Raw genomic sequence first — 25,678 nt, 5'->3', positions numbered from 1 at the left:
TTGCTGCCACAGGCGAGGTTTTAGCTCAGGTTTTTGGGGCTGATAATACTATTACTTCTCTCGATTTTCTGAATTTGTCTCGCTAAGAAACGCCTCACAAAAAACAGCGTGTAGGGTTCCATTCACATAGCACCTTACCGCTGTTTATTCAAAAAATCCACTCCTAAAAAAATAGCTGTTATCATGTCCGGTCTATTGACAATGATTAAGATTTTGGCTCCGGCCACCAATAGAAATGAGTCAAATCACTAAGCGAGCTGTTTGAGATTTAACAGTTTTTGAGATCTCTCAAATAAAACTGCTTCTAATTCATCTAAGTTTTTAAAACAGCGATTGGCTATCGGTTCATTTGTCAGCGGCCATAGCCTTTCTGCTGGTTGCATTTGGGGCGAGTGTGAAGGCAGACAATACAAATGTATGCCGTCTGGAATTTTTACTTGTTTACTCAAATACCATCCGGCTCTATCTACTACTAAAACTACTCTTTTTTTCTGCCCCGCTTGAAAATGGCTGGCAAAATCTGCTAAGACTCGCTCAAAAAGCTGGCTATTGACAAATGGCAATATCCACGCCTTTGTTTCTCCTGAACTCGGATGCACAAAACCATATAACCACAACCATTGAAACCGCCAGTTAACCACAGCAGTGGCATTACTAAACTCATCCACCCATTCTCCTCTCTCTCACAGGTTTCAATCCGCTCCGATGTTCGTCCATTGACCCGACTTCTACGTCGCTTGAAGGGTTCTGCTTCTTGATGTCCTTGACGAATCGGCGCAGATTTTTTTTTCAATTCCTGCAAGTTCTGCGGAGATCGGATTCCTGGTGTTCTGGGCGAGGAACTCTCAATCGAAACTTCATGGACTTCAAATATTCCCATCCTCTTTGACGAGAAACTTTGTAACCTTTAAGTTCACTCATCCAGTCTACCTCTTTACGACCATTCCATAGCCCGCCATCGAGAGGTGGCTGCTGTAGGAATTGCCACAACTGAGCTTGTTCTACATCATTAAGCAGAGGGTCACGAGCTCGATTTGTGACACGCTGATCTCCGAGAGATTATGGTCCTAAATGGTTGTATCCCCAGACTCGCTTCATAAATCCAACCGCGACTATAACCAGTTACTGCCATCACTTCTCCGGTGGTTTTGCCGTTTGCTAACAGCCAAATAATTTGATAATGATGAGCACAAGTGGGTGTTTTGGCCTGACGGAAACGACTCGGTAGCTATTCTACACTCAGATGAGGTGTGATCGTAATTCGTTTGGGCATTCTTGATCTGACGCAGTAGTATTCATCAATACTATATCATTACCAATCGACCGGACATGATATGATGCTTCCTGCTACACAATTTTATCTGTTTTTTATTCTCAAAAAAAATTCAGCAATAGAGACTAAAACTAATTCAATATCTAATTGTATTGGGCTGGTAAACTTGACATTTTTAGCAAAGTATAGGTAGATAGAATTGGTGTCTTTTACGGGATTATCATATAAGGTTGCTAGTTCCCAAATTTCTTCAGCAACATATCCCGTTTCTTCGGCAAGTTCTCTGGCGGCTGCCGATTTCCCGCTCTCTTCAGGAGGGTTGAAATATCCAGCAGGTAGTTCCAGCAAAATTTCGCCTACTGCGTGCCTGTATTGACGCACTAATACAAGTTATTGCTGCTCTGTTGTGGCAAATACGAGGGCGATATTGGGTCGGAAATTAACAAAAAAGTCGTCTATAATTTGTCCGCTTGGCAATTCTATTTCATCTTGTCTAACCTGACACCACTTGTTGTTAAGAAGGAAACGCGATCGCAATAATTTCCATTTAGTTAAATTTTTACTCTCGCAATGTTAAACTTTCAGCGTCATCCGAAGGCAAAATTTTCCCATCCATAATCTATTTGAGATCAAAAATTTCACCCAGCAGCCATGCCATACAAAAAATTACCACGAAAATTTTGGGCAGACTTCCAAAAATTGAATGTTAATTCTCTACCAGCGAGATTGTTTGCGATCGAGTCGCTGAGCCTGAGTCTAGCAGTCGTCGCTGCAGTTGCAGCAGTGCCGACAACACTGGAACCAGCAAATGCTTCAACAGTGACAAGTTGGCAATTCGATCCGGCGACAAATCAGCTAGAAATTACTCTCCCAGAGGGAACAACCCCCACATATTCTCTACTCAACCCGTCTCAGATTGCTGTGGATTTGCCCAATACTGAGATCGGAGTAGATGCAACTCAGCTATACCCACAAGGTAGAGTGCGTTCTGTGGGAGTGAGTCAACTTCAACCGGGAACGGCTAGAATTCTGGTCAATTTGGCTCCGGGAGTCGGTTTCAGCGCAGGGCAAGTTCAATTCCAAAAAAGCGGGGTAGAAAATCGCTGGGTGTTGCGTCCTTCGATCGAACCGACTCCGAATATGGAAACTCCCGAAACTCAACCCCAGCCTGCAAGACAAGTACCGCAAAACCAGCCGCCGACTGATTCCAACTCAACTGGTGCCCCAAAGGTCGATCAACCTGAGCCTCCTACTTCCCCGAATCCCACTACAAATTCTTCGCAGCCACCAACTCCCAATGATCAAATCCGGCCGCTCAGAGTGCCTTTAGTCAATGTTCGCCTTGATGAACGCCGTGGGGTACAAGCTGCTGCTCTACCCCGCCTAGATCCTCAAATAACGGCTGCCGTAGCGCCGGAACAGCGGACGCTTACCTTTGGTGAACCGCTTCCTCGCGGACGATCGAATGCTCCTTTGCAGGCTGCGGCTGGGGCGAATGTCTTGTTGCCGGCGGGCACGGAGCTCAGTTTGCTATACCCCGGCGATCGGGCTTTGCGCCTGCAAGCGAAACCCAGCCGCGAGGAAGTGCTTCTGCTGCAAGGAGGAATTTTCGACAGTCGCGGCAATACGATCGTACCTGCTAATACGCCAGTCATCGGCCGGTTTGAAACGACCAACCTCGGCACTAGATTGGTGGTCGAGGCTATTAGTCTCAACGGTCGCAATATCCCTCTCTCGGCTCGCTCAGAACCCATGGGAGGTCGCCGGCAACAGCCGACCGATCGCAGTTTGGTCCGCAATACTGGTATTGGTGGCTTAGCTTTGTTCTTGCTGAGTGGCTTTTCCGGTGTCGGTTTGTTGGCTGGAGCAGCGGCTGGTGCTGCTACAACTTACGTCGCTGCTCCTCAACCTGCTACGATTCAACCCGGCCAAATTTTCCAAGTTCAGTTAACCGAAGATTTACCGCAGTTCGGTTTTTGAAGGAAGAAGGAGGAGAGAACAAGGAAGAAAGAAGAGGTTCTAGGGAAGACTTCCTTCTTCCCTCGAACCTCTTCTTTCAAAATTTACTTAGAGCCGTTTTCCATTCTTTGAAATAAAGTAGGGACTTAGGCTAAGCCTAAGTCCCTACCCCATATCTGTGCTTCACTCAAATCAAAACCGCTATATCGGCGATTTAGAAATTTTGACCTTCCGTGGTTGGAGCTATGGAACCCGGTTGGTTGAGGAACAGGTTTTTAGCGCCGTCATTTTGGTAGATACAGTTAATTTCGGGTTGAGCTTCTAGGGGGCCGGTGAAGCCAAAGGTGTTCATGCGATTTTTGCAATCGCGCACTTGGTCTTGGCTGATGAGTTTTCTTTGTTCGAGAATTGCCCAGTTATTGGTTCGCAAAACGCATCCGGGGCGCATACTCGGCTGCGAAATGTAGACGTTGAAGGGGTTTAGGGTGACGTAGAGGCGCATATCTGTCACCATCGCACTTGCTCCAAACTGCACGCAAAGTTCTGGGTTCGGGGCGCTGCGATCAATAAATTCGCGCGAGGCTACGTTCTCTGGGCTAATGGTAGCGGTGGAGCTAAAGGCAATGCCAATCCCAATCCCCAGAATAAAGACGGCTGTTAAAATCCCTAGGGTGGCGGAATTGAGGAAAGATGGTTTGCCGGACTGAGGTTGACGCCGCGACTGTCCGCCTATTGAGCCGGAGTAGTCGGAGTCTTCATCTCCTCGGGATGGGTCGCCGCTGAATCTGTCGTTGTAGGATTTAGGTTTGCGTTTCATATAAGGTTCCCTCAGTTCTGGAGACTCAACAGGTAGTAGTTTGTTATTTTTAACCGATCGCGCCTTTCTAATATTATGGCGCTAGGAAGGTGGTTGCGGAGGGCCCTGGACACCCCCTGTGGGTTTGGTGTTGGGTTCACAGCTCGCGATCCACTAAGGGGCTGCCTTGTCTGAATTTTCAGATTTCAATAAAATAGCTGAAAGTGAGATAGTCTTGCACAGCGGAGGAATCCGGCTCAAGATTGTTGACAAATTTTAACATTTTACAAGTCAGGAGGTATAGATTAGTGTCTGTCGAAATTATTCAAAAGCCTTCCACAGTCCGCAAGCTTGCACCGCGCTACCGCGTTCTGCTGCACAATGATGATTTCAATCCTATGGAGTACGTGGTGCAGACTTTGATGGCGACGGTACCGAGTCTGACTCAGCCACAGGCGGTAAATGTGATGATGGAAGCCCATACTAATGGGATGGGATTGGTGATTGTTTGCGCTCTCGAACACGCCGAGTTTTACGCTGAAACGCTCAATAATCACGGATTGAGCAGCAGCATCGAACCTGACGATTAGAACCTGACGGTACTGCAACGGATTCGCCCAGCCGGTTTCAGACTCATACCGTCAACTTTCATACCAAAAAGCCAAGGGTTCGGCCCTTGGCTTTTTGGTATATTTAATCCGGTAGATATGGAAATTTGAAGAGCATAGGTTTTTCGGAACGGCCGGAAGTGGTTCGGAGCTAGGTGAGCTCTCGCACCAATTTCAACTCTCCAATCTCAAATCTTTATCGGAGGAAATTAATGAGGAAATTAATAACGTCCTCCTCCGCCTCCCCCTCCTGCGCGACCAAATTTTCCAGGGCCGCCGCCCCGGTTGCCGCCACCCCGGCCACCTTCATCTTCGCGGGGCTTAGCTTTGTTAACTTTGAGGTCGCGACCCATCCACTCTGCTCCGTCGAGAGCACTAATGGCTGCATCTTCTTCTGCATCTGTGGACATTTCTACAAAACCGAAGCCGCGGGGGCGACTGGTTTCTCTGTCGGTAGGTAGATGTACTCGCTTAACGGTTCCGTATTCGGCGAAGACGGTGGTGATGTCTTCTTGGGTAACTTGGTAGGATAAGTTACCGACGTATATCGACATGAGGAATAACTCCAAAATTTAGACAGTGCGAAGATTTCAGTTTCGGAGAGTCCCCTGCCGATACAGAAGGGCAAGTTTTTAGACAATTCTGTAGCAATGAACAAAGCCTGCAACTGAATCTGATTCACACTTGGTACTTTAACATAGAATAGCGTCTTTTGAGTAGGTTTTAGGAGTTAATTAAGTCGTTCTAATTAAAGGTAAAACTTTTAGGGTATTCAGAAACGTGGTCGATCGGTGTGATGTTTTGCCTGCTGTGGAAGCAGAGAAAGTTATGCCGCCCGCTTTCACCGCAGGAAAGATACATCCACCTTGCCAAAGTTGGTACTCAAAGCTAGGTTTACGTTTTCCAGGGCTTTGACTAACCACACCACGCCTTCTCGGGTACTGCATTCGTAGTGACCGAACAAAATTGCCAGCCGCTTTTCTAGGTAGGGCTTGACTTTGCCGCAAATTAGTACGATTTTCAGCAGCAAACCTGTGGTTTGGGTCGGCCCGAGGTTTGAGATCAGGTCGATGAAGACAAAGTGGTTGGGCCGCACAGGACTCTCTACTACTAAAAAGTTCAATAACTGGCTACAAGTTCTGATCATTAAAAATTCATTAAACTTCTGATCGTCGCTGTGGGGCAGGGTATTTTGTAGTTGCTTATACAATTTTTCGTTAAAGAGACGTTTGCCGTAGCGCTCATCGGTGACAGAAGAAATCAGGTATTCGTACAAGTCGTCTTTAAAGGAGCGGTAGGACTGATATGTGCTGGCGTTCGCCGTGAAACGGCCCGCTAGCTGTCTGTAGGTATCGGCTCCTTCTACTTTTCCGACAAATTGCTTGAGGGCAAAGAATAGTTCCGGGTCGGTCAACAGGGTCGGATTTTTTATAGACTGTACACTTCTGCCGAAGGAAAGGGAGGTTTCCCGGCGCGCTGTTTGGGCTTTTCTCACTTGGTGAGCCACGTATTGGGAGAGGTTGATCTCAAATTGCTGCTGCTTTTGAGCTTGGATTCTTTTAATGATTTTTTGTTGTTCGTAGGTGCTGTCGTCGCTGAGGAGGCAGTGTTTGTAGAGGTAAGGGTAACGGGGAATTAATGTTCCGAGGGGAAGGGTAGCAGGGGTTTTGCTGTTGCTGCTATCTTCATTGCTGTGAGTTATGACTTTGGCTAAGCGTTGGAGGGTGAGGTACTGTTCACTTTCGGTAAATTGATTTACTAATTGGGGGATGGAGCCTCGCCCCCGCGATCGATTGTATCCAAATAATATTTTGGGCGCTTCTTCAAACACAGCGATCAATTCAGGGATGGCGGCTTGCTTGCTGGGGTATGTTTGCCAACGGTTGATCAGGATGTGGCAGCAGCGGTTGAGGATGTATTTGAATTCTTGTTCAGCGTGTTCTGAGCGTGCTATTTTTTCTAGTGCGTCGGCGACGGAGCGATCGGGATATCCGGTACCTTGGATAAACAAAGTGCGAAAGCGGCTGATGAGTTCGGCCGGCTGCTCTCGTTGTACCAACTCCAGCCAATGCTTGTAAAGTCGCTGTTCTTCTTCGTGGCTTTGTCTGTTGTAGTCGTTCACTGTGGATTAACCCTCCGAGGCTGGGGCAGGAGCTTTCAGCACTATTATCTTGATGAATTGGCCAATGAATCGCAATAATTGAGTCAACCGAGCTTCTCGCCGGATGAGGCTTATGGGTAGAAGCTGTCAGCAGCTTAAGCCGATCGATATTTTTGCTAAGTTAAACTATTTACCAACACCAGCATGACATGAATTGTTGGTAATTAGCAAGGCCTTAAATCACCATCTACTTTGTAAAGTATTGGTAAAGATTGTGGGTGGGTAGGGAATATTTTCTGGGTGGGCGGACGATTTAGTATTAGGATGATCAAGGTCAATCCTGATCCGCAGCCCGCTGTTAGTTAAATTTGAGGTTGGGCGAGGTAGAATTAGCTGGGAAAATTATTTGAAATGTGAGTGCTGGTTATGGTTTGTCGCGTAAGTATCGCCCAACTATCTGAAATTTTAAGTGTACCTTTGCCTGCTGTGTCTAAGGGAGTTTTGACAGCTTTAGGGACAGGTATTGCCACAGATACGCGCACTCTTGAGGGGGGCGAAGTATTTTTGGCACTGCGGGGAGACAATTTTGATGGCCATCAATTTTTGGCAAAAGCCAGGGATTTGGGGGCGATTGCGGCGATTGTCGATCGAGATAGGCAAGAGGAATTGCCTAATTTTCCGCTGTTGCGCGTTGACGATACTTTAAAAGCTTATCAGTCGATCGCCCGTTGGTGGCGTGACCAATTCAGTATACCTATAGTTGCTGTTACTGGGTCTGTAGGTAAAACTACTGTTAAAGAGTTAATTGCGGCGGTTTTGTCAACGAGGGGAAATGTTCTTAAAACTCAGTATAACTACAACAACGAAATTGGAGTACCAAAAACTCTGTTAGAGCTTTCACCCGCACACAATTATGCTGTGATTGAAATGGGAATGCGCGGGCGTGGCGAAATTGCGCTACTGTCGCAAATTGCGCGTCCTAATGTGGCGGTAATTACTAATGTAGGAACGGCGCATATTGGGCGATTGGGTTCCGAAGAGGCGATCGCCCAAGCTAAGTGCGAAATTTTAGCAGAAATGCCTACAGATAGCATTGCTATTCTAAATCACGATGGTGACAGATTAATCGCAACTGCGGCCAAAGTTTGGCAGGGAAAAACTTTAACTTACGGTTTAGAATGCGGGGATTTGTGCGGAGAATTGCTCAATTCTGATACAATGTTAGTACAAGGTGTGGAATTACCACTGCCGCTGCCGGGACGCCACAATGCTGTAAATTATTTGGCGGCTTTGGCGGTAGGAAAAGTTTTAGGTATTGATTGGGAAGTTTTAAAGCAAGGTTTGTCTGTGCAGTTACCGGATGGACGGGCGCGCCGCTACGATTTGCCGCAGGATATTGTGATTCTAGATGAGACTTACAATGCTGGTTTGGAGTCGATGTTGGCGGCGCTGAGACTGTTAGCAGATACTCCGGGAAAGCGCCGGATTGCGGTGTTGGGAACGATGAAGGAATTGGGCGATAGGGCGATCGAATTTCACCGACAAGTGGGAAGGGTCGCACGAGATTTGCATCTGGATGCTTTGTTTGTTTTTGCTGATTTTGAGGAAGCAGCGGCGATGGCTGCAGGTGCGGCGGGTTTGCCTTTTGTGGAGGTAGAAGATATTGCGAGGGAGAATTCCCGCGAAGATTTAGGAAGGCATTTAATGGAGTTTGTCACACCGGGCGATCGTATTTTATTTAAGGCCTCTCATTCGGTGGAGTTAAATCGAGTTGTAGAGAAGTTTCGCGCTGATTTGGCTGGCGAATAATATCCTGTCCACGTCAATAATTATAATTAAGTTCGTAGTGAGGACTAAAGTCTTCCTAAAACTCGCTCGCAGTGAACTCCTCGCTACAAACTCATGTTTTACACGATATGATCTCATCTCAAAAGTGCGTGAAGCGGAGCTATCTTCCCGCAGGGGTTCCCGTTCCCCGTAGGGTAGGGAATCGTCCTCCTTCACTCTCCTGACTGAATTTGACTCCTCACCCATTCGCGGAACAAGCGAATCAAAGCTTTTTCTTTTGTAGTTCTCTTCAATTCCAAAAAGCGCAGCATCTCAACTTGCGACAAAAAAGGGAAAGCCGGAGAAACATCTCTTTCGGCATATTCCTGTGATTCCAACTGATAAATTATTAAACGATTTCCGTCGTAGCGCCAAACTTCAGGTACGCCTAAACTTGCATATAAAGAAAGTCGATCGATCGAACTGCTAGTCACGTCAATTTCCACAACTAAATCCGGTGGTGGATCTTGATTGAGATCGATTTGTTCTTTGTCCCAAACCAGATTCTCATTTTGGATATAGTAGCACTGATCCGGTTCCAAGCCGCGAGCCAAATCTTCGCGCCTGCAAGTTAGAGAACCCAAACTGCAAATTTCAACATTCAATTCATCAGTCACGGTTTCTACAAAACGTCCCAAGATTTTTTTGTACTTTTCGTGGGGTGCTAAAGGAGTCATAATTTCTAAATTTCCGCGATCGTAAGTCAGGCGAATTCCTCTTTGTTGGGCTAACTCATTCAGCAGGGATTCGTAAGTTTTCCAGCTAATGTTGTTCAGCAGAATTCCGCTACTTTGACTCGGGATCAGGGTGGCTGTCATGGCTACCTGCCTGGGTTGTAAATTATTGATTGTATATTAGCAAATATTATCTTGATTGATGCGCGATCGCCCTTTTAGAGCGACTTTTGAAGCGACCATCTCTTTGGGCCAGTAAAAAGTATTTTTTAGGAGTGTGAAGATAAAAGTGGAATAAGCTCCAGCGCATCTAAGTTTTACTATCAAGTGCGATCGCACTCTTCTGGGCTGTCTCACCCGCCCGAAAATACAATTTAGATCCGCCTCGGCTTATTCCCATTGACCAAGGTTAAAAACTAGATTTTTCTAGTTTTTAACCTTGATGATTGACTGCGACGAATCGATTCGTCACAGTCAATACATTACTTCGCAGCTTGACGCTCTTTTGCCGCCTTAATCACTTCTTCAGCGATGTTATTGGGACAAGGAGCATAGTGCGAGAAGGACATTGAGAACTGGCCGCGGCCAGAGGTCATAGTACGCAAGTCGCTAATGTAACCAAACATTTCGCTCAACGGTACATCTGCCTTGATCCGCGCTCCTGTCTGGCTTGTCTCTTGAGATTTCATCATCCCCCGGCGGCGGTTGAGGTCGCCGATTACGTCGCCCATGTAATCATCTGGAGTGAATACATCGACATTCATAATCGGTTCGAGCAACTGAGGCGCCGCTTTAGGCAGAGACTGCCGATAGGCGGCTTTGGCAGCAATTTCAAAGGCCATTGCTGACGAGTCAACGGGGTGGAAACCGCCGTCTAGTAGGGTGAATTTCAAGTCCAAGCAAGGGAATCCGGCCAAGACACCTTTGTCGATGCAGCTTTCAAAGCCTTTTTCGACCGCTGGCCAATATTCTCTCGGCACGCTACCACCGGTCACTTTTGACTCAAACTGGAAGCCACTTCCCACCTCACCAGGCTCGATCACATAGCCAATTTTCGCAAATTGACCGGAACCACCTGATTGCTTTTTGTGGGTGTATTCGTCTTCGAGACGCTTGGTAATCGACTCGCGGTAGGCTACCTGTGGTTCGCCGACTTCTACTTCGATGCCGTGGGTGCGCTTGAGAATGTCTACTTTGATGTCGAGGTGTAACTCGCCCATCCCCTTGAGAATCGTTTCGCCACTTTCTTGATCCGTCACCATGTGGAAGGATGGGTCTTCTTGCACCATCTTGGTGAGGGCTGCTCCCATTTTTTCTTCGCCGCCTTTTTGTTTCGGTTTGACCGAAATCGAAATAACGGGATCGGGGAATACCATCGGCTCTAGGGTGGCGGGATTTTTGGGGTCGCAGATGGTGTGTCCGGTGCGGACGTTTTTCATGCCGACGATCGCCACAATGTCCCCTGCTTGCGCGGAGTCAATTTCTTCGCGAGAGTTGGCGTGCATTTCCACCAAACGGCTAATGCGCTCGGTTTTGCCTGTGGCGGTGTTGAGTACGGTGTCGCCCTTGGACAACTTACCGGAGTAGAGGCGCGTGAAGGTTAAAGCACCGTAGCGATCGTCCATAATCTTAAACGCGAGTGCCCGCAATGGCTTGTTGGGATCGACAACGGCAAATTCGCCGGTTTCATTCCCATCGAGATCGACTTCTGGCTGCGGTGTGACTTCCATCGGGTTCGGCAGGTAGTCAACTACTGCATCGAGAACCAACTGCACGCCTTTGTTTTTAAACGATGAGCCACAATAGGTGGGGAAAAATGCCCGATCGCGAGTACCTTTGCGAATGCAGCGCTTGAGGTCGTCGAGGCTCGGCTCGTTGCCTTCGAGATACTGTTCCATCACAGTGTCGTCTTGCTCGACGGCCAGTTCGATCAACTTTTCGCGCCAAGTTTCGACATCATCGACCATATCGGCGGGGACATCTTTAATTTGATAGTTCATGGGATCGCCGGAGTCATCCCAGATCCAGGCTTTGCGGGTCAGCAAATCTACTACGCCGCAAAACTTTTCTTCTATGCCGATCGGCAATACCATCACCAGCGGTTTAGCTCCGAGGATTTGATCGACTTGCTTGACAACGCGGTAAAAATCTGCACCAGTGCGATCGAGCTTGTTGATGTAGATGACGCGAGCGACTTTGGAATCGTTAGCGTAGCGCCAGTTGGTTTCAGATTGCGGTTCAACTCCACCCGAACCGCAGAACACACCGATGCCACCATCGAGAACCTTCAAAGAACGGTAAACCTCGATCGTAAAATCGACGTGTCCCGGAGTATCAATGATGTTGAGCTGATGCTCGTTCCAGAAGCAGGTGGTAGCAGCGGACTGAATCGTAATACCGCGCTCTTGCTCCTGTTCCATGAAGTCAGTAGTCGCCGCGCCTTCGTGAACTTCACCAATTTTGTGGATTTTACCTGTCAGCTTCAGGATTCTTTCTGTTGTGGTGGTCTTGCCAGCATCTACGTGGGCGAAGATGCCGATATTTCGATAACGAGTGAGATCTTTCATAATTACTGTTGAGATTAAATGCGACGAACCGTCGGCGACCACCTGCAAGCGTAACCAGCGAGGAATCAATGTTGCCTTAGGCGCCAGTACAGGCTAGATTTCCTTTCCCCTGTTTCTGGCAGAACTATCTTAATTTTGACACTTCTTCGTCATTCCTGCGAAGGATTCTTGGGGGAATAAGTACCCCAAGCCTGGCTCCTCATAAAAATAGCGTAGATTAAGGCCAAAATACTCTCCTAAAGTAGTTTGGGTTGAGGCAGTCGTTTCTAACAAACTCGTGTTTTTGACGTTTCGATCGACCTGATATTTTGCACCAGTCTCAGCAAAAAAGTATAAACCGCGTTTCCTGACAAAAAAGCTAGGATTTTACGTGAGTTTATGGGAAGAAAACCGATTTCTGACGTTACTGACATTAAAGTAGGTGCAAATAAACCACCCTATGGGGAGGAGGGCGGGTGAGAGCAGCAATAAACTGGCGGCTTTGATATATATTTGCTTAACCCGCCCCTACGAAATATTATTAAAAATTCCGTTGCTGCGTCCAAAACTATCTAAGTCAAAATCGACCCGCTCATCATCCGCTGATATCTCCGCTCCAATTCATCCCGCACCACCGGCCACTGATTCAAACTTTCATCATTCTCAATTACCATTTGAGCCGCCGCCCTCGCCAACTCCAAAACCTCCTGATCCTCCACCAAACTGGCCAAAGCAAAATCCGGCAAACCAGACTGCCGAGTTCCCAAAACCTGACCGGGCCCGCGCAATCTCATGTCCATTTCCGCAATAAAAAAGCCATCTTGAGATTGTTCTAAAACCTTCATTCTCTGCATAGCTTCCCCCGATTTGGAACCGGGCATTAACAAACAATAAGAACGGTTGCTGCCCCGACCCACTCGACCCCGCAACTGGTGCAGTTGCGACAGTCCAAAACGCTCAGAATTTTCAATCAGCATTACCGTGGCATTCGGCACGTCTACTCCCACCTCGACCACAGTAGTAGATACTAAAATATCAGTTTCTTTGTCTCGAAACTTAGAAATTGCTTCATCTTTGTCGGCACTGCTCATTCTACCGTGCAGCAAACCAACCTTAAACTCAGGAAATACGCTTTTTTGCAGTTTCTCTTGTTCCTCAATTGCCGATCGCACGTCCAACTTTTCCGACTCCTCCACCAGCGGCAGCACCACATAAACTTGACGCCCGCTCGCCACTTCCCGCCGAATCAAATCGTAAGCTTGAATGCGTTCTTTGGCAGACAGTACAGTTGTTTGAATCGCCTGCCTGCCCGGGGGAAGTTCATCAATTTGACTCACATCTAAATCCCCGTGCAGCGTCAGCGCCAGCGTCCGGGGAATGGGAGTTGCAGTCATCGTCAAAACGTGGGGAGCTTCGCCTTTTTGCTGCAATTTAGCACGCTGATGCACGCCGAATCTGTGCTGTTCATCAATTACCGCCAACCCCAATTTATTGAAATTAACTGTATCTTGAATCAGCGCGTGAGTTCCCACTAAAACAGGTAATTCTCCGGTTTCTAATTGGTTGTGAATTTCGCGGCGCTTTGCTACTTTTGTCGAACCAGTTAACAGTTCGACCGACAAGTGCATCAAGTTAAACCAACCTACCAATTTGCGATAGTGCTGTTCCGCTAAAACTTCAGTCGGCGCCATTAAAGCGGCTTGATAGCCGGATTGAATTGCTGCTAGCATTGCCACGACGGCGACTACGGTTTTGCCAGCACCGACATCGCCTTGAACTAATCTGTTCATCGGTTGCGACGAAGCTAAATCGTTGAGGATGTCGTTAATTACTCTTTCCTGAGCATTAGTCAACGCAAAAGGCAAGATTTCATAAAAATGTTCGATCAATTTGCCAGTAGGAAGGATGACTGCACTAGCTTGAGCTTTCCTTTGGGTTTGGCGGCGCTTTAAAAGTCCTAATTGCAGGTAGAAAAATTCGTCAAAAACTAAGCGGCGGCGGGCGGCGGCCAAACAATCTCGATCGAGCGGAAAGTGAATATTAGTCACAGCATCGGCTAAACCCATTAAACCGTAACGCTCGCGCAAATCTTCTGGCAGCGATTCTGGCAACATTTTCGCCGCCGGCATTGCAGCCAAAATCGATCGCCTCACCGAACCAGCATCCACCCCCTCCGTCAGCGGATAAACCGGTATCAGACGGCCGACTTTCATTGATTCGATCGCACCGCCGGAGTCGTCTAATACTTCTAACTCAGGATTTTCTAAAGTAATTCCATATTTACCCTGCTTCACCAACCCGGAAGCTGCCAGCACCGCACCTGTACAATACTCGCGCTTTTTGAATTCTTGCCAACCGCGATTGCTGTAGCGAGGGCCGGCAAAAAAACGACTAATTTTTATCTCTCCGGTGCGGTCTTTTAAAATTACTTCTAATATGGTTAACTTCTTATTCTTCGGACTAGAAAAGCAATTGCAGCGCTTTACTTCGGCGATTAAGGTGACAGTTTCTCCGGCTATTAGCTCGCGAATTTGTACTTGCTTTGCATAGTCGATGTGGTTGCGTGGATAGTAGTAAAGCAAGTCATATACAGTGTATAAACCGAGTTTGGCCAAGCGGTTGCCGTTGGCGGGGCCGATGCCGGTGACACGGGTTAACTGTTGGTCGAGAGTCAGGCTGGGCGGTGGGGGTGCTGTACTCAGGGGTGCAGTTCGGGGAACGGAAAGTGCTGGGGCGGTTGGTTCAGAAGCGTTAGCGTTTGCGGGTCTGACTTGTCTTGCTTGTTCTTGCTGGTGGCGAGTTTCTTGTTCCCAAACTTGCTCCATTTGCCTCAGAAAACTTACCGTAATGGCGATCGAATGTTGGCGCTGTTCGAGATCTTTCTGAGGGTAGATGTCAAATTCAGCGGCTAGTTGTCTGGCTCGATCGCGCGAAGAAGCCGCCACAGAACCTGCCAACTGTCTCAAACTCATTCCCAGAAACTCGCTGAAGCGGTATTGACTGCCTTGGATGTCGTTAAATCCGCGATCTGCTTCTACTGAAAGAGCTTTTTGCAATCGCTGCCATTCGGGTCGATCGATAGTCATATCAATTTTAGATTTTAGATTTTAGATTTTAGATATTAGATTTTAAATTTTAACTTTTTCTTTTAAGAAGCTTCCACCAAAAAAGTATAACACCGAGAAACCCGGTTTCTTTAAGAAAGCGGGTTTCCCAATAGCCTAAAAGTTTTACGTTTTTCCTTCTTCCCTCTTCCTTCTTCCTTCTTCCCTCTTCCTTCTTCCTTCTTCCTTCAACATCCGATCAATCTTCAAACCAACTCGCTCGCCAAGCCGACTCAGCTTCCACCACAGCGAGTTCCCGCTGCTTTTTCTGGTAATCGCGGCCCAGGGAGTTCAACTTGACAGACAGGTTACGAATTTGCTGGCGCCAAGCCGAGGTTCCCGCATCGGCAAACTCTATTTCCGACAGCCGCAGTTTAATCGCTGTAATGTGCAGCGCCCTACCACCCAAGGTTTCTGCCAATTTTTGCGATGCTGATGAGGCATCAGTTTCAATGATTAAGTTTAATAAGTTAGGCGGCCCGGCAACACTATCGCCGGAGGATTCAGCACCAGAAGCAGCTTCTAGAACTGGTTCTGGCAATTGACTCGGCAAGATTCCCGACTGTTGCAGCAAGCGGTTGGTGTCGCGAGAAAGCAGCTTGAGTATATGGACGATCGACTTTTCAATAATATTTTGCCAGCGTGCCAAACTTTCTGGGGAATTGGCACTTGGCAATTGATAATTTGCCAATGAAAATAGATAGTTAATGGCGGAAACTTGGTTTTTTTCCTTTCCGTTTTCTTCCTTTTCGTCTTCTTCGCCTTCATCTTCTTCCTCTTCGTCTTTGTCGAAGTCGTCTTCCTCTTCCTCTTCCTCTTCCTCTTCCTCTTCCTCTTCCTCTTCCTCTTTCTCGCCTTCTGATTCAGTCACCAGCGATCGCAATTTTTCCTCCGACGCCGCAGCCAAAGCCCTTACAGACTGCTGCATTTTTTGCCTCGCCTCGAAGGACAACTTGAGAAACGACTCAGGTACTGCTTGAGTGCAAAGGTGATAGCAAGCCAAAATTAACTGCTGTCGCACCGCTTGTCCCAACGCAGTTAAATAACCTTCGTAGGTACTGCGGAACTCCAAATTCAAGGCTGCTAAAGCCTCTTCGAGTCCTGCCAAATCTTGCTCTATTCGCTCTCTTGGTCGCACCATATCTCTCGTATAAAATTAAAATAGGACTTACGCAAGTTTTAAATTATTACAATTTTTACGCTATCTGTCTGTAGTAGTAAGGTTTGCAGTCTACCTCCTACCAATATAGTCTGTCCGTAAGTCCTCTAAAAATTAAAAATTAAAAATGCAAAAAATTGATTTTTCACATTTTTAATTTTTAATTCTAAATCTTACATTTGGGATTATTGAACACCCATTTGGGCTGCCACTTCATCGGCAAAGTTAGCTTCTACCTTTTCAATGCCTTCGCCCAAGACAAAACGCACGAAGCGGCGCACTTGGACATTTTCTCCAATTTGGGCGATCGTTTGTTTCACCAACTCTTCCACCGAGATATTCTGATCTTTAATAAAAGGCTGATCCATCAAAGATAACTCTTTCATGCGCTTCTCAATCCGCCCTTGAACAATCTTTTCTTTGATGTTTTCCGGCTTGTTGCCCAAGTCATCTTTGCCCATTTCAATTGCCTTTTCTCTTTCGACAACTTCGGCGGGGATATCTTCAACTTTCACGTATTCCACATTCGGGCAAGCTGCAATTTGCATCGCAATATCCCGCACCAACTTTTGGAATTCTTCGCGACGTGCCACAAAATCTGTTTCGCAGTTAACTTCCACCAGCACTCCCACGCGGCCGCCGGTGTGAATGTAGCTGCCTACAAGTCCTTCTGAGGCGACTCGTCCACCTTTTTTACCTGCCGAAGCCAGACCTTTTTTCCGCAGCCACTCAATGGATGTTTCCATATTGCCTTCGTTTTCAACGAGGGCTTTTTTGCAGTCCATCATGCCCGCGCCAGTTTTTTCGCGCAGTTCTTTAACAAGTTTTGCAGATATGTCCGCCATCTTCTTTAAGTTCCCAATCAAAATTAGTTATTAGTCATTAGTCATCAGTCATTAGTCATCAGTCATTAGTCACTAATTTTAATGTTAATGATTAGACCAGAGTGAAGAAATACCCAGTAGATCTTAGGACCGACTTTGTAGGTGTAGTGCCAGAATTAATTCTGACCCTGACACAATGAATGCTTTTGCCAGAACTCTACTAATGACTTAGACTCATGCCATGTACAATTAAAAATTAAAAATATCCAACTAAAAATAATTATTATTTTTAATTTTCAATCTTTAATTTTTAATTTCCTGGTGTCAGATTGCGAGGGCAATACTAGCTCTCGGTTTCTTCGCCTTCAGCGTCTTCGTCGTCGGGTTCTACATAATTGGGGTCATCCAATTCTTCGATTTCGACATCATATTCAGCGCCTTCGTAGCCACCTTCGTAGTCGTAGTCCTCATCAGAGTCGCCGCCCTGCTGACCGTGACGACCTTCGTAGATGGCATCAGCCAACTTGCCGACAATCAGCTTGATCGATCGAATAGCATCGTCATTCGCCGGAATCGCAATGTCAACCAAATCCGGGTCGCAGTTGGTGTCCAACAGAGAGACGATCGGAATTCCCAACTTTTGGCATTCCAACACCGCATTATACTCGCGGCGTTGGTCTACCAGCACCACTCCGTCGGGAATCTTCCGCATAGATTTAATCCCGCCCAGATATTTCTGGAGTTTGGCCATTTCTCGGCGCAGTACCGAAGCTTCTTTTTTCGGCAGCAAATCGAGGGCGCCGATTTCCTCGCGACGCTCCAAATCCTTGAGGCGCTCCACGCGGGACTTAATCGTCGTCCAGTTGGTGAGCATTCCCCCCAGCCAGCGCTGGTTGACGTAATAAGCACCGCAGCGTTGAGCTTCTTGGGCTACAATCCCGGCCGCTTGGCGCTTCGTACCCACGAACAAAAACTTTTTGCCTTTTTCTGAGGCAACTCTCATGTACTCGTAGGCGTCTTCCATAAGCTGAGCGGTTTGCACGAGGTCGATGATGTGAACCCCGTTGCGCTCTGTAAAAATGTATGGAGACATTTTCGGGTTCCACCGACGGGTTTGGTGTCCGAAGTGAACCCCTGACTCTAACATTTGAGCCAAACTGACTACTGGCATTGTATTTTTAACTCCTGATTCGGGTTAATCCTCCACCCGGTCGTATTTCTGAAGGTTTGCACCCTCGAAACACCCGAAAACCCGGATGTGCGAATTTAAACAACTTTTCTAGTTTATCACAAGCGCGCTACTTTTTCTGACAATCTGATATCCGTAGGGTTGGCTTGGCACCCGGATGTGAGATTTAATGGGCGGGTTGGGTGCGGGGTGTGCACGCTGCGGTTAAAGTTACTTGCAAGAGCTTCTTAAAAACAAAAAATCCAGGTGGAAGGTTGCCAAAGCCTTTGTTCGCTTGTGAGAGAATGGCGTTGTTGGTGCGCCTCTTGTGCCTTCTACCTTCGATCGAGCTGGTATCCATTTTTTTCGATTCGGTAATTCTGTCGGCTTTAGTACACTGCCCTCTCGATCCGCAAAAATCCCAAAGCTAAAAACGCCATGCCCATACCCATTCTCGTCCTGCTTGAAGTTCTAATTGTCATCGCACTTTCGAGACTTGTAGGTTTAGGATTTCGAGCGATCAAACAACCTCAAGTCATTGGAGAAATTGTAGCAGGAATTATGCTTGGGCCTTCTCTGTTTGGCTTAGTTGCACCAGATTTAGCAACAGCACTTTTTCCAGCCGAAGCCGTTCCCTTCCTCAACGTGCTATCTGAGGTGGGGCTAATATTTTTTATGTTTTTGATTGGTTTGGAACTGAATCCCAAGTATCTCAAAAGCAATTTAGATATAGCAATTTTAACTTCCCACGTCAGCATTCTAGTGCCGTTTTCTCTAGGAAGCTTGCTAGCGCTGCTGCTGTATCCCATAGTTTCAAATAATAGCGTTTCGTTTACAGCCTTTGCCCTATTTTTGGGCGCTGCCATGTCAATTACTGCCTTTCCGGTGCTGGCAAGAATTATTACAGAACACAACTTGCAGAATACCAAATTGGGGACGCTGGCCCTGACTTGCGCTGCAGTTGACGATGTGACAGCTTGGTGCTTGTTAGCGGTGGCGATCGCAGTTACTCGTACTAATTCGATGCTCGGTGCTTTGCCGACAATTATTGCATCTTTAATTTACATCGGTTTCATGCTGACTGTAGTCCGCTGGTTCTTGCAGCGGCTTTCCAAGCAATACAACCGCACGGGTAGATTAACACAGTTAGTGCTTTCGGGAATTTACATGGGAGTTGTAGCATCGGCTTTAATTACTGAATGGATCGGCATTCATTTAATCTTCGGTGCATTTTTGCTGGGTGCTGCCATGCCTAAAAATGCGGGATTAACCAGAGAATTAGCAGAAAAAACTGAAGACTTTGTACTAATATTTCTGCTGCCAATCTTTTTTGCTTACAGCGGCTTGCGGACTCAAATCGGCCTCCTCAACAGTCCAGAATTGTGGCTGCTGTGTGCCGCAGTTTTAGGAGTGGCTATTATTGGGAAATATGTCGGCACTTACGTTGCGGCAAGAGTTTGCGGCATCAGCAACCGCGAAGCTTCAGCGCTGGGATGGCTGATGAATACTCGCGGTTTGACTGAACTAATTGTGCTGAATATCGGTCTTTCGCTGGGCGTAGTTTCGCCGCTGCTATTTACGATGTTAGTCATCATGGCGTTAGTGACAACTTTTATGACTTCGCCACTGTTGGAGTGGACTTATCCAAAACGGTTAATTAGATTAGATATTTCAGAAGTTAACTCTGAGGATTCAGAATTAGAAGATTCACAAATTGCTGACAGCAGCGAAGAAACTGCTAACAAATTGCTGCCCACTTATCGAATTTTAGTACCTGTTGCCAATCCCAGCACGCAGAAAGGTTTACTGCAACTAGCGGTAGCGCTGGCGCAGCCGGCTGCTGGTATGGGCGGTGATGATTTAAAGTCGGCGGCGGTTCATCCTCTGAGTTTGATAGAATTAAATGATGACTATGCCTTTGAAAGTACGCCGGCAGAAGCCGATCGCATTATTCAAGAGCGTCGCTCGAAATTATCAGAATTGATTGATACTTTGGAACTGCCGGAGGCGCGGAAATTGGTACATCCCATCATTCGGATTACTAATGATGTAGCCCGGGAAACGGCACAAATTGCCGAGATAGATCGCGCAGATTTGATTTTAGTAGGATGGCACAGGCCTACTTTTACCAGCAACCGTTTGGGAGGACGTGTCGGCCAAATTCTCAGCAACGCTAAGGTGGATGTAGCAATTTTTGTTGACCGAGGTCGGGAAAAATTGAATAACTTGTTAGTACCTTACGCGGCAAACATTCACGATGATTTGGGGTTAGAATTGGCGCTGAGACTGTTAGTTAATAGCGAGGAACGCCGTTTGACGGTGCTGCGGGTGGCGGTTGACGGGGAAGCTGAAAATGCTCTGAGTTATGAGTTTCAGCGAGTGATGGATCAGTTGCCGGTTGATGTGCGATCGCGCATTGAAACTCCTATTGTGGAGGCTGCTGAGCCAATTCAAGCAGTGGTGGCTGCTTCTGCTAATGCTGATTTGACTATTGCGGGTACGAGTCGGGAATGGGGAATTGAGCGCCAAACTTTGGGACAGTATACTGATGAATTGGCTGTGCAGTGTCATTCTTCGCTGCTGATTGCGCGGTGTTACGTTAAAGTGCGATCGCACTTGGCGTCGGTACTTCCTCAAATGTAGTCAGTTGACTGTTGACTGTTGACTGTTGGTAGTTGTTATTAGTTATTGGTTATTGATTATTGGTTACTTGTGAGTTAGTACCAATGCCCAATGCCAAATGCCCAATGCCCAATGCCCAATGCCAAATGCCCAATTACTAATTACCAAGATTATGAATCATTTAAGCCTCAAATCGCTGGCATTTTACGGGATTGCGATCGGCTCTGTTTTGCTGCTGTTTAAATTAGTGAGTGCTTACGGCGAATCAAATTTAAAGGCGGCTCCGGCAATTGGGGGAAGTTATCGCTTCGATGCTAAAAGTTTGCCAGAATGTCTGAAGTCTGATGTTTTGGTATTGACAATCGAGCAATCGGGTGTTTATTTGAGCGGTAATTTGCGATCGGGCAGCAGGGAGGGCAGGGAAAAAACAGCCCAGGAGAAACCTTCTCTATTTGGTAAGTGGGAAACTCAAGGATTGAACTTGTCGGGTACGGTTGCTAATTTAGCTGGTTGCAGCGACTCCACAGCAACGGGTCAAAACAGTTCTGTTAAAATGCGCGGAATTGTGGAGCAAGAAAGCCTCAAGGGAAAAATTAGTCTAACTGATAAGACGGCGGCTACTGATTTTACGGCTCAAAGAGAAGCGGCGGTGCAACCCCAAAAGCAGGAACATTGATTGATGCCAATAGAGAATAAGAAATGGGAAATGGGTAATTCTTTGTCGCTTTCGGACTCTTCCCTTCACTCCTCATGAAGCAAGGAATCACAAAGTGGCGGTGGGGGTGGGGGAGTGGGCGATAGAACTCCCGCCGCCGGAGCTCGCCTGTGACGGTCGGTTGCTGCTAAATTAGAAAATATACCTAAAAGTCAATGATAAAAATAAAGTATCCCAGAGAAGTTCTTGGTTGAGAATTTGTCTTGCTTAAGACCCCCCGTGCCCGTATAGTTTGTTTGGAATGGATGTTGCCGTGATATTAATGCCGTCAGAAACTTCGCTTACCCAGTCAAACCCGTTAATTTTAGACAGTTTGCCAGACTTGTCGCCCTCCGATGGGGGATGTCCCCGCCGAGCCAGATTGCAAATTGACTTGATGTTGCTGGCGATCGAAGCCTTGTATCTCGGAGGTGCGGAAGAAATGCTTGCCGTGTCAAAGGACCTGGAATTGGAATCAATTATCAAAAATCGGGTTGCCCTTTGGCTGATGCGTAATACTAACCCGCTGAGACGCTATACCCAGCGCCGCTCCCTTACCATTGTGGAGGCAAAAGCGCTGGTGGCGATCGCCTGCAATATGGCGCGTAAGTTAACAGCCACAATTCGGCAGTTGCTGCTAGACTCGCAGCAGTTGCGATCGAGAAATATCCCCCTCAACCAGAACCAGCCGCTGGCCGAGTATTTAGAACGCTTTAGAGCTCACTTTCGATCGCGCATGAACCCCAAGCGATCGCTAGTTGCAGCTTACGATTCCGACGACAAGCTCAACGAACTAGCTTTGAACTTGTTGAGCAAACTGCTATTTTGTACAGGCACAGCCGGAATGCAGCGCTTCTGGGTTAGCCTGTTTGATGGAGAAGTTGAATAAAAAATGACTATTAGGCGTCAGTACAGTCTGCCAAATTGCACCCTAGTTCTAGAAGGGTTGAGCGATGGTTCGGCAGCCAGCCAGTTAGATATACGGCCGGTGCTTTCCATATTAATGAGCGCTGAATGCTATGTGAAAGGTCTCGGCGAGCCCCTGACGGGGGGGCGGGAGTTTTTTGAAAGCTTGGTGAGGGCCGTCAGCAGCTACGCTCAAGAATTTATGAGCGGAGTGCATTATCCCGATCGCTACGGCCCGAATGCGGGTATGGTGCAGTTACACAGAATTGACGGGAACTTGCACCGGTTGACCGTTCTACCCGCCTCCACAGGCAGCGCAACCCAAATCGATCAAAAAACAGAACTGTCGGCAAAAGTTGATTTGACGACGGTACAGCTATTTGACTTGGTAGAGGCGATCGATCAGTTTTTTGCCGACACGCAGACGCTGCCGGAATTGTCGCTGCAGTTAACCCCTATTTCCAGGCGTTATATCAAGTCTGCCGAACCTTTGGCGAAGCGGAGTTTGCCTGCTGTCGTGGGGGTTTCGAGTTTGGCTTTGGCTGCGATGGCATTTTTCTTGGTACCGGTGCCGGAAGTCCAGCGCCAGAGAGATCCGGTGCCGCAGCCCAATCCTGCGGGCCAGAATCAGGGGACGCCGAATCCGGGCGGATCGGGTTCGCCTAATCCCAATCCCACCCCCCCTGCTGACGGTTTGCTGCCCGGGACTCAAACTCCGAACGCTGGATCGCTTTCGCCGACTCCGATCCCCGCGCCGCAGCCGGACGCTTCACCTAGCCCCACACCGCAGTCGAGCACTTCGCCGGAAAGCACGCCCAGTCCTGTTGCTGAAGGTTTGGCAAGCCCAGAGGTGGCAGCCGTGCCAATTACCGATCCAGGGGAAATAGACCTGTTGAGGGGCAAACTTTCCCAGCAAATTGATGGAGTTGTGAAGGATCAGCCTCCGGTTGATGCGGAGTTGGTTTATCGGGTGAGTGTGGCCCAAGACGGGGCGATTGTCGGTTACAAGCCGGAAAATTCGGCAGCAGTCGAGAGATCCGAAACGCCGTTGTCGGAGTTGCTTTACAAACCGGTTGGCACCAGGCCACCTGCGGAACCACTGGCTGATTTCCGCGTAGTTTTGGCACCAGACGGCACTGTTCAAGTCACTCCTTGGTAATGGTTGATTGTTGACTGTTAACGGTTGATTGTTGACTGTTAACGGTTGACTGTTGATTGTTGACTGATACCAAATCCCGCTTAAATGCTCCCTCAATCTCTTAGTCTGTGGAGGCATACTGGGTTTTTATAGTAGCGATTTCAAAATCCGAATCATCTACAAACCGATTACTGATTCAAAAGCCTGTTGGTGCAAGTGGCTCAATGTCTGGGTCAAATCCTCCAACTTGATTAGTGCGAATTATCCACAAAAATGCTCCCTGTTTTAAGAAAATTTTGGCTATTTCATCTTGGGTGCGCCTGGGCAACATTGTGCGGTAACTAATAGCAGCTTTTATTAGGTTCACTATACCCACAAAAAAGGTTTTTTTCAGTTCCGCATCAATCCCTGCCAATCTTGGATTTTTCTGCCAATCTGGACGGACAATGCCGAGGGGCATTAATACTTTTTCTAAACTCTCTCCTAAAGCTACTAACTGGTGAAATCTTTGGGTTTGTGCGTCGGTGGGATGTGTTTTCAACCAGTCTTGAATCTGAGGATTTGACTCGACTTCGGAAGTAATTTTTTTAATTGTCGCGTAAATTGCCTGACTTGAATCTTGGACGCAAGAAGTTGCTGGCGTGACTAAACTTGCGCCGGTGCCGTCTCCGCTGCGGTAACGGGCCATCATGATATCTAGTTGCTGGTTTAATTCGGTTAAAGGCGACAAGGTGATGCCGTCAAAATCGTAGTCGTAACACACGCAATCTAATTTACAGATGATATCGCAAACCGGGCGATCGCCCAACCAGCCGCGCTGCAAGTCTCCCATGTAGCTTTGCCATTTGCTGGAACCGGCAACTATTCCGTCGGGATTGTGGGCGTAAACTTGTTTGTATTCTATGTCAAAACGCAGTTCGCTGGTAAAGCGATCGCGTACTACTTTTGCTACTCCAAAAGCAAAATGTCCGGTGACAATCCCCAGGGGTGGCCGTTCGCCTTTTTTACCACCGATACCCCCGAAACTGTGAATCACTATCCCGATATCTCCTTCTTGCCAAGGGGAGATTGAAGCGTTTTCTGTAGCATCATTTGGGGTTAACAATACTATTTTTGCTTGCCCTTTTTGGGCTGGTGTATTTTCCCAATTTGGGCTGCTTAAATAAGCGATAGATTTTTTTAGTCCGAAATGTGTTTCATCTGGGATTAATTGAGCAATTTTGCGGGGTTCGATTGCCTGTACTACAAACATATTGTCTTCGTCTCTTTCGCCGTAAATATACCAGCCGTCTGGATTTAAGGGCGATTTTTCTATCAGGTGATTGGTAGACCTCGCTACGCCATTTTTGTCTGGCTGTACTTGGGGAATCCGAATGATTTCGGCTGCGCCGTCAAATTGTCGAGATGTTTTGTTGAAATGCCGGACAATAAATTTGTCGCTGTCGCCTTCTTTTCGCTGTAAAATTGAGACTAAGGCGCAGAAACGTCCGATAATTTGTACTGGTTCGCGATCGATCGTCAGTTCATGGCGATCGCTACTGCTATAATTAATCGCAATCACGGGCCTGCGTAGCATCACAGTCACGCTGTTTTCGAGTCTGCTGCCTGCTAGAGTTTCTAAAGGGCCGACATTTCGCCAACCGTTCAATCTATCTGGATGGATGTTGCCAGATTTTTGGCTTTTTTTAGTTTCTTGTGTGAAGTTTATATCTTGACTGACTGCGTGGACAAAAAACTGTACTTCGCGATTTGTACTCCATTTCAAAAATGCTGTTTTGCCAATAAAGTTTTTATATTTTTTTGGGGCATTTATTACTTCAAAAAAGACTGTACCGTAGGGCTGGCGCTGTTCGTGTGAGGGCAAAATTAAGCGCCCGTGCCAAAGAGCGATCGGCTTGTAGAGATAGGCAACTGCTGCTGAATTTTCGCAGATCATCTCCGGCTGAAGCGCTCTTGAAATAGCGCTTGTGCCTCCAAAAATAGTAGCCGTTAAATTGCCGTCACTTTCTACGAATCGGGGTTCTAAAAACACCTTTTCAGCTTGTGAAATATCAGCGGTTAAATGACCAGTATTTCTTGTGAATGAGCGGCTAAAAAAAAGGGGACGGTTCTCCAATTTCGCCTGCAACCAATTGAAGAAAATGCGAATAAAAATAAATGCTGTTAAACCAAAAACAATAGCTAAAATAATCAGCACCAGGGTCAAAATGAATTGGTTGAAAGACTGACCTGACACTAAAAAAATTGTTGGCCCTATCAAAGAAAATGCCACCATAATA

The 25,678-nt window shown here is 47.2% G+C and carries 17 protein-coding genes and 2 pseudogenes; 7 read left to right on the top strand and 12 right to left on the bottom strand.

Annotated elements, in window-relative coordinates:
- Positions 1-248: 248 nt before the first annotated feature.
- Together QUA57_RS14195 and QUA57_RS14190 are read right to left on the bottom strand one after the other, a co-directional pair.
- Positions 249-1,273 (bottom strand): annotated as a pseudogene (locus tag QUA57_RS14195) (IS630 family transposase).
- 96 nt (positions 1,274-1,369) lie between these two features.
- Positions 1,370-1,810: pseudogene (locus QUA57_RS14190) on the bottom strand (NUDIX hydrolase); the annotation flags it as partial.
- Between the two features lie 114 nt (positions 1,811-1,924).
- On the opposite strand from QUA57_RS14190, the gene QUA57_RS14185 reads away from it, so the two are divergent.
- A complete protein-coding gene (locus QUA57_RS14185) occupies positions 1,925-3,253 on the top strand; it encodes an AMIN domain-containing protein (RefSeq protein ID WP_333061550.1) in 1,329 nt (442 codons plus the stop codon).
- Between the two features lie 193 nt (positions 3,254-3,446).
- Here the strand turns inward: QUA57_RS14185 and QUA57_RS14180 are convergent, their stop codons facing one another.
- Positions 3,447-4,049: a DUF3172 domain-containing protein gene (locus tag QUA57_RS14180; RefSeq protein ID WP_333061552.1), complete on the bottom strand. Its 603-nt coding sequence runs from the start codon at positions 4,047-4,049 to the stop codon at positions 3,447-3,449.
- A gap of 287 nt (positions 4,050-4,336) precedes the next feature.
- On the opposite strand from QUA57_RS14180, the gene clpS reads away from it, so the two are divergent.
- Positions 4,337-4,618, top strand: coding sequence for an ATP-dependent Clp protease adapter ClpS (clpS, locus tag QUA57_RS14175; protein WP_015178019.1), 282 nt, complete (start codon positions 4,337-4,339; stop codon positions 4,616-4,618).
- A gap of 239 nt (positions 4,619-4,857) precedes the next feature.
- Here clpS and QUA57_RS14170 read toward each other — a convergent pair whose 3' ends face one another.
- Positions 4,858-5,190 carry an RNA-binding protein gene (locus QUA57_RS14170; RefSeq protein WP_333035208.1) on the bottom strand — a complete coding sequence of 111 codons (333 nt, stop codon included), beginning with the start codon at positions 5,188-5,190 and terminating at the stop codon, positions 4,858-4,860.
- A gap of 287 nt (positions 5,191-5,477) precedes the next feature.
- On the bottom strand, positions 5,478-6,758 hold the full coding sequence (locus QUA57_RS14165) for a hypothetical protein (RefSeq protein ID WP_333035206.1): 1,281 nt from the start codon (positions 6,756-6,758) through the stop codon (positions 5,478-5,480).
- A 405-nt stretch (positions 6,759-7,163) separates the two neighbouring features.
- Here QUA57_RS14165 and QUA57_RS14160 point away from each other — a divergent pair, with 405 nt between their 5' ends.
- Positions 7,164-8,546 (top strand): UDP-N-acetylmuramoyl-tripeptide--D-alanyl-D-alanine ligase, encoded by a 1,383-nt coding sequence (locus QUA57_RS14160; protein ID WP_333061553.1) that lies wholly within the window; start codon positions 7,164-7,166, stop codon positions 8,544-8,546.
- A 191-nt stretch (positions 8,547-8,737) separates the two neighbouring features.
- Here the strand turns inward: QUA57_RS14160 and QUA57_RS14155 are convergent, their stop codons facing one another.
- The 6 genes from QUA57_RS14155 to rpsB form a co-directional block, all read right to left on the bottom strand.
- Positions 8,738-9,382 (bottom strand): Uma2 family endonuclease, encoded by a 645-nt coding sequence (locus tag QUA57_RS14155; protein ID WP_333061554.1) that lies wholly within the window; start codon positions 9,380-9,382, stop codon positions 8,738-8,740.
- 338 nt (positions 9,383-9,720) lie between these two features.
- Positions 9,721-11,805: an elongation factor G gene (gene fusA, locus QUA57_RS14150; RefSeq protein ID WP_333061557.1), complete on the bottom strand. Its 2,085-nt coding sequence runs from the start codon at positions 11,803-11,805 to the stop codon at positions 9,721-9,723.
- 551 nt (positions 11,806-12,356) lie between these two features.
- On the bottom strand, positions 12,357-14,870 hold the full coding sequence (gene recG, locus QUA57_RS14145; RefSeq protein WP_333061558.1) for an ATP-dependent DNA helicase RecG: 2,514 nt from the start codon (positions 14,868-14,870) through the stop codon (positions 12,357-12,359).
- Positions 14,871-15,087: 217 nt separating this feature from the next.
- On the bottom strand, positions 15,088-16,029 hold the full coding sequence (locus QUA57_RS14140; protein ID WP_333061560.1) for a hypothetical protein: 942 nt from the start codon (positions 16,027-16,029) through the stop codon (positions 15,088-15,090).
- Positions 16,030-16,232: 203 nt separating this feature from the next.
- Complete coding sequence (gene tsf, locus QUA57_RS14135; RefSeq protein ID WP_333061561.1) at positions 16,233-16,892, bottom strand: translation elongation factor Ts; 660 nt, start codon at positions 16,890-16,892, stop codon at positions 16,233-16,235.
- Positions 16,893-17,214: 322 nt separating this feature from the next.
- On the bottom strand, positions 17,215-18,042 hold the full coding sequence (gene rpsB, locus QUA57_RS14130; protein WP_333061564.1) for a 30S ribosomal protein S2: 828 nt from the start codon (positions 18,040-18,042) through the stop codon (positions 17,215-17,217).
- A gap of 435 nt (positions 18,043-18,477) precedes the next feature.
- On the opposite strand from rpsB, the gene QUA57_RS14125 reads away from it, so the two are divergent.
- From QUA57_RS14125 to QUA57_RS14110, 4 genes are all read left to right on the top strand, one after another.
- Positions 18,478-20,682 carry a cation:proton antiporter domain-containing protein gene (locus QUA57_RS14125; protein ID WP_333061565.1) on the top strand — a complete coding sequence of 735 codons (2,205 nt, stop codon included), beginning with the start codon at positions 18,478-18,480 and terminating at the stop codon, positions 20,680-20,682.
- 151 nt (positions 20,683-20,833) lie between these two features.
- Positions 20,834-21,337: a hypothetical protein gene (locus tag QUA57_RS14120; protein ID WP_333035191.1), complete on the top strand. Its 504-nt coding sequence runs from the start codon at positions 20,834-20,836 to the stop codon at positions 21,335-21,337.
- A gap of 280 nt (positions 21,338-21,617) precedes the next feature.
- Entirely contained in the window at positions 21,618-22,244 is a 627-nt protein-coding gene (locus tag QUA57_RS14115) for a DUF3038 domain-containing protein (RefSeq protein ID WP_333061568.1), read from the top strand.
- A gap of 3 nt (positions 22,245-22,247) precedes the next feature.
- Entirely contained in the window at positions 22,248-23,420 is a 1,173-nt protein-coding gene (locus QUA57_RS14110) for a DUF4335 domain-containing protein (RefSeq protein ID WP_333035189.1), read from the top strand.
- 175 nt (positions 23,421-23,595) lie between these two features.
- Here QUA57_RS14110 and QUA57_RS14105 read toward each other — a convergent pair whose 3' ends face one another.
- A complete protein-coding gene (locus QUA57_RS14105; protein ID WP_333251156.1) occupies positions 23,596-25,596 on the bottom strand; it encodes an abortive infection protein in 2,001 nt (666 codons plus the stop codon).
- Between the last annotated feature and the right edge of the window lie 82 nt (positions 25,597-25,678).

The organism is Microcoleus sp. Pol7_B2, assembly GCF_036701035.1.
In the GTDB taxonomy this organism is placed as follows: Bacteria; Cyanobacteriota; Cyanobacteriia; order Cyanobacteriales; family Microcoleaceae; genus Microcoleus.
Note: the sequence above shows the minus strand (reverse complement) of the source record. Positions and strands in the feature narration are given on the sequence as shown.

Bases quoted from the DNA above. Each gene is read 5' to 3' on its own strand.
- QUA57_RS14125 (WP_333061565.1), top strand. From the start codon at position 18,478: ATGCCCATACCCATTCTCGTCCTGCTTGAAGTTCTAATTGTCATCGCA.
- QUA57_RS14115 (WP_333061568.1), top strand. From the start codon at position 21,618: ATGGATGTTGCCGTGATATTAATGCCGTCAGAAACTTCGCTTACCCAG.
- QUA57_RS14180 (WP_333061552.1), bottom strand. From the start codon at position 4,049: ATGAAACGCAAACCTAAATCCTACAACGACAGATTCAGCGGCGACCCA.
- QUA57_RS14110 (WP_333035189.1), top strand. From the start codon at position 22,248: ATGACTATTAGGCGTCAGTACAGTCTGCCAAATTGCACCCTAGTTCTA.
- fusA (WP_333061557.1), bottom strand. From the start codon at position 11,805: ATGAAAGATCTCACTCGTTATCGAAATATCGGCATCTTCGCCCACGTA.
- QUA57_RS14170 (WP_333035208.1), bottom strand. From the start codon at position 5,190: ATGTCGATATACGTCGGTAACTTATCCTACCAAGTTACCCAAGAAGAC.
- QUA57_RS14120 (WP_333035191.1), top strand. From the start codon at position 20,834: ATGAATCATTTAAGCCTCAAATCGCTGGCATTTTACGGGATTGCGATC.
- QUA57_RS14155 (WP_333061554.1), bottom strand. From the start codon at position 9,382: ATGACAGCCACCCTGATCCCGAGTCAAAGTAGCGGAATTCTGCTGAAC.
- rpsB (WP_333061564.1), bottom strand. From the start codon at position 18,042: ATGCCAGTAGTCAGTTTGGCTCAAATGTTAGAGTCAGGGGTTCACTTC.
- QUA57_RS14160 (WP_333061553.1), top strand. From the start codon at position 7,164: ATGGTTTGTCGCGTAAGTATCGCCCAACTATCTGAAATTTTAAGTGTA.
- QUA57_RS14185 (WP_333061550.1), top strand. From the start codon at position 1,925: ATGCCATACAAAAAATTACCACGAAAATTTTGGGCAGACTTCCAAAAA.
- tsf (WP_333061561.1), bottom strand. From the start codon at position 16,892: ATGGCGGACATATCTGCAAAACTTGTTAAAGAACTGCGCGAAAAAACT.
- QUA57_RS14140 (WP_333061560.1), bottom strand. From the start codon at position 16,029: ATGGTGCGACCAAGAGAGCGAATAGAGCAAGATTTGGCAGGACTCGAA.
- recG (WP_333061558.1), bottom strand. From the start codon at position 14,870: ATGACTATCGATCGACCCGAATGGCAGCGATTGCAAAAAGCTCTTTCA.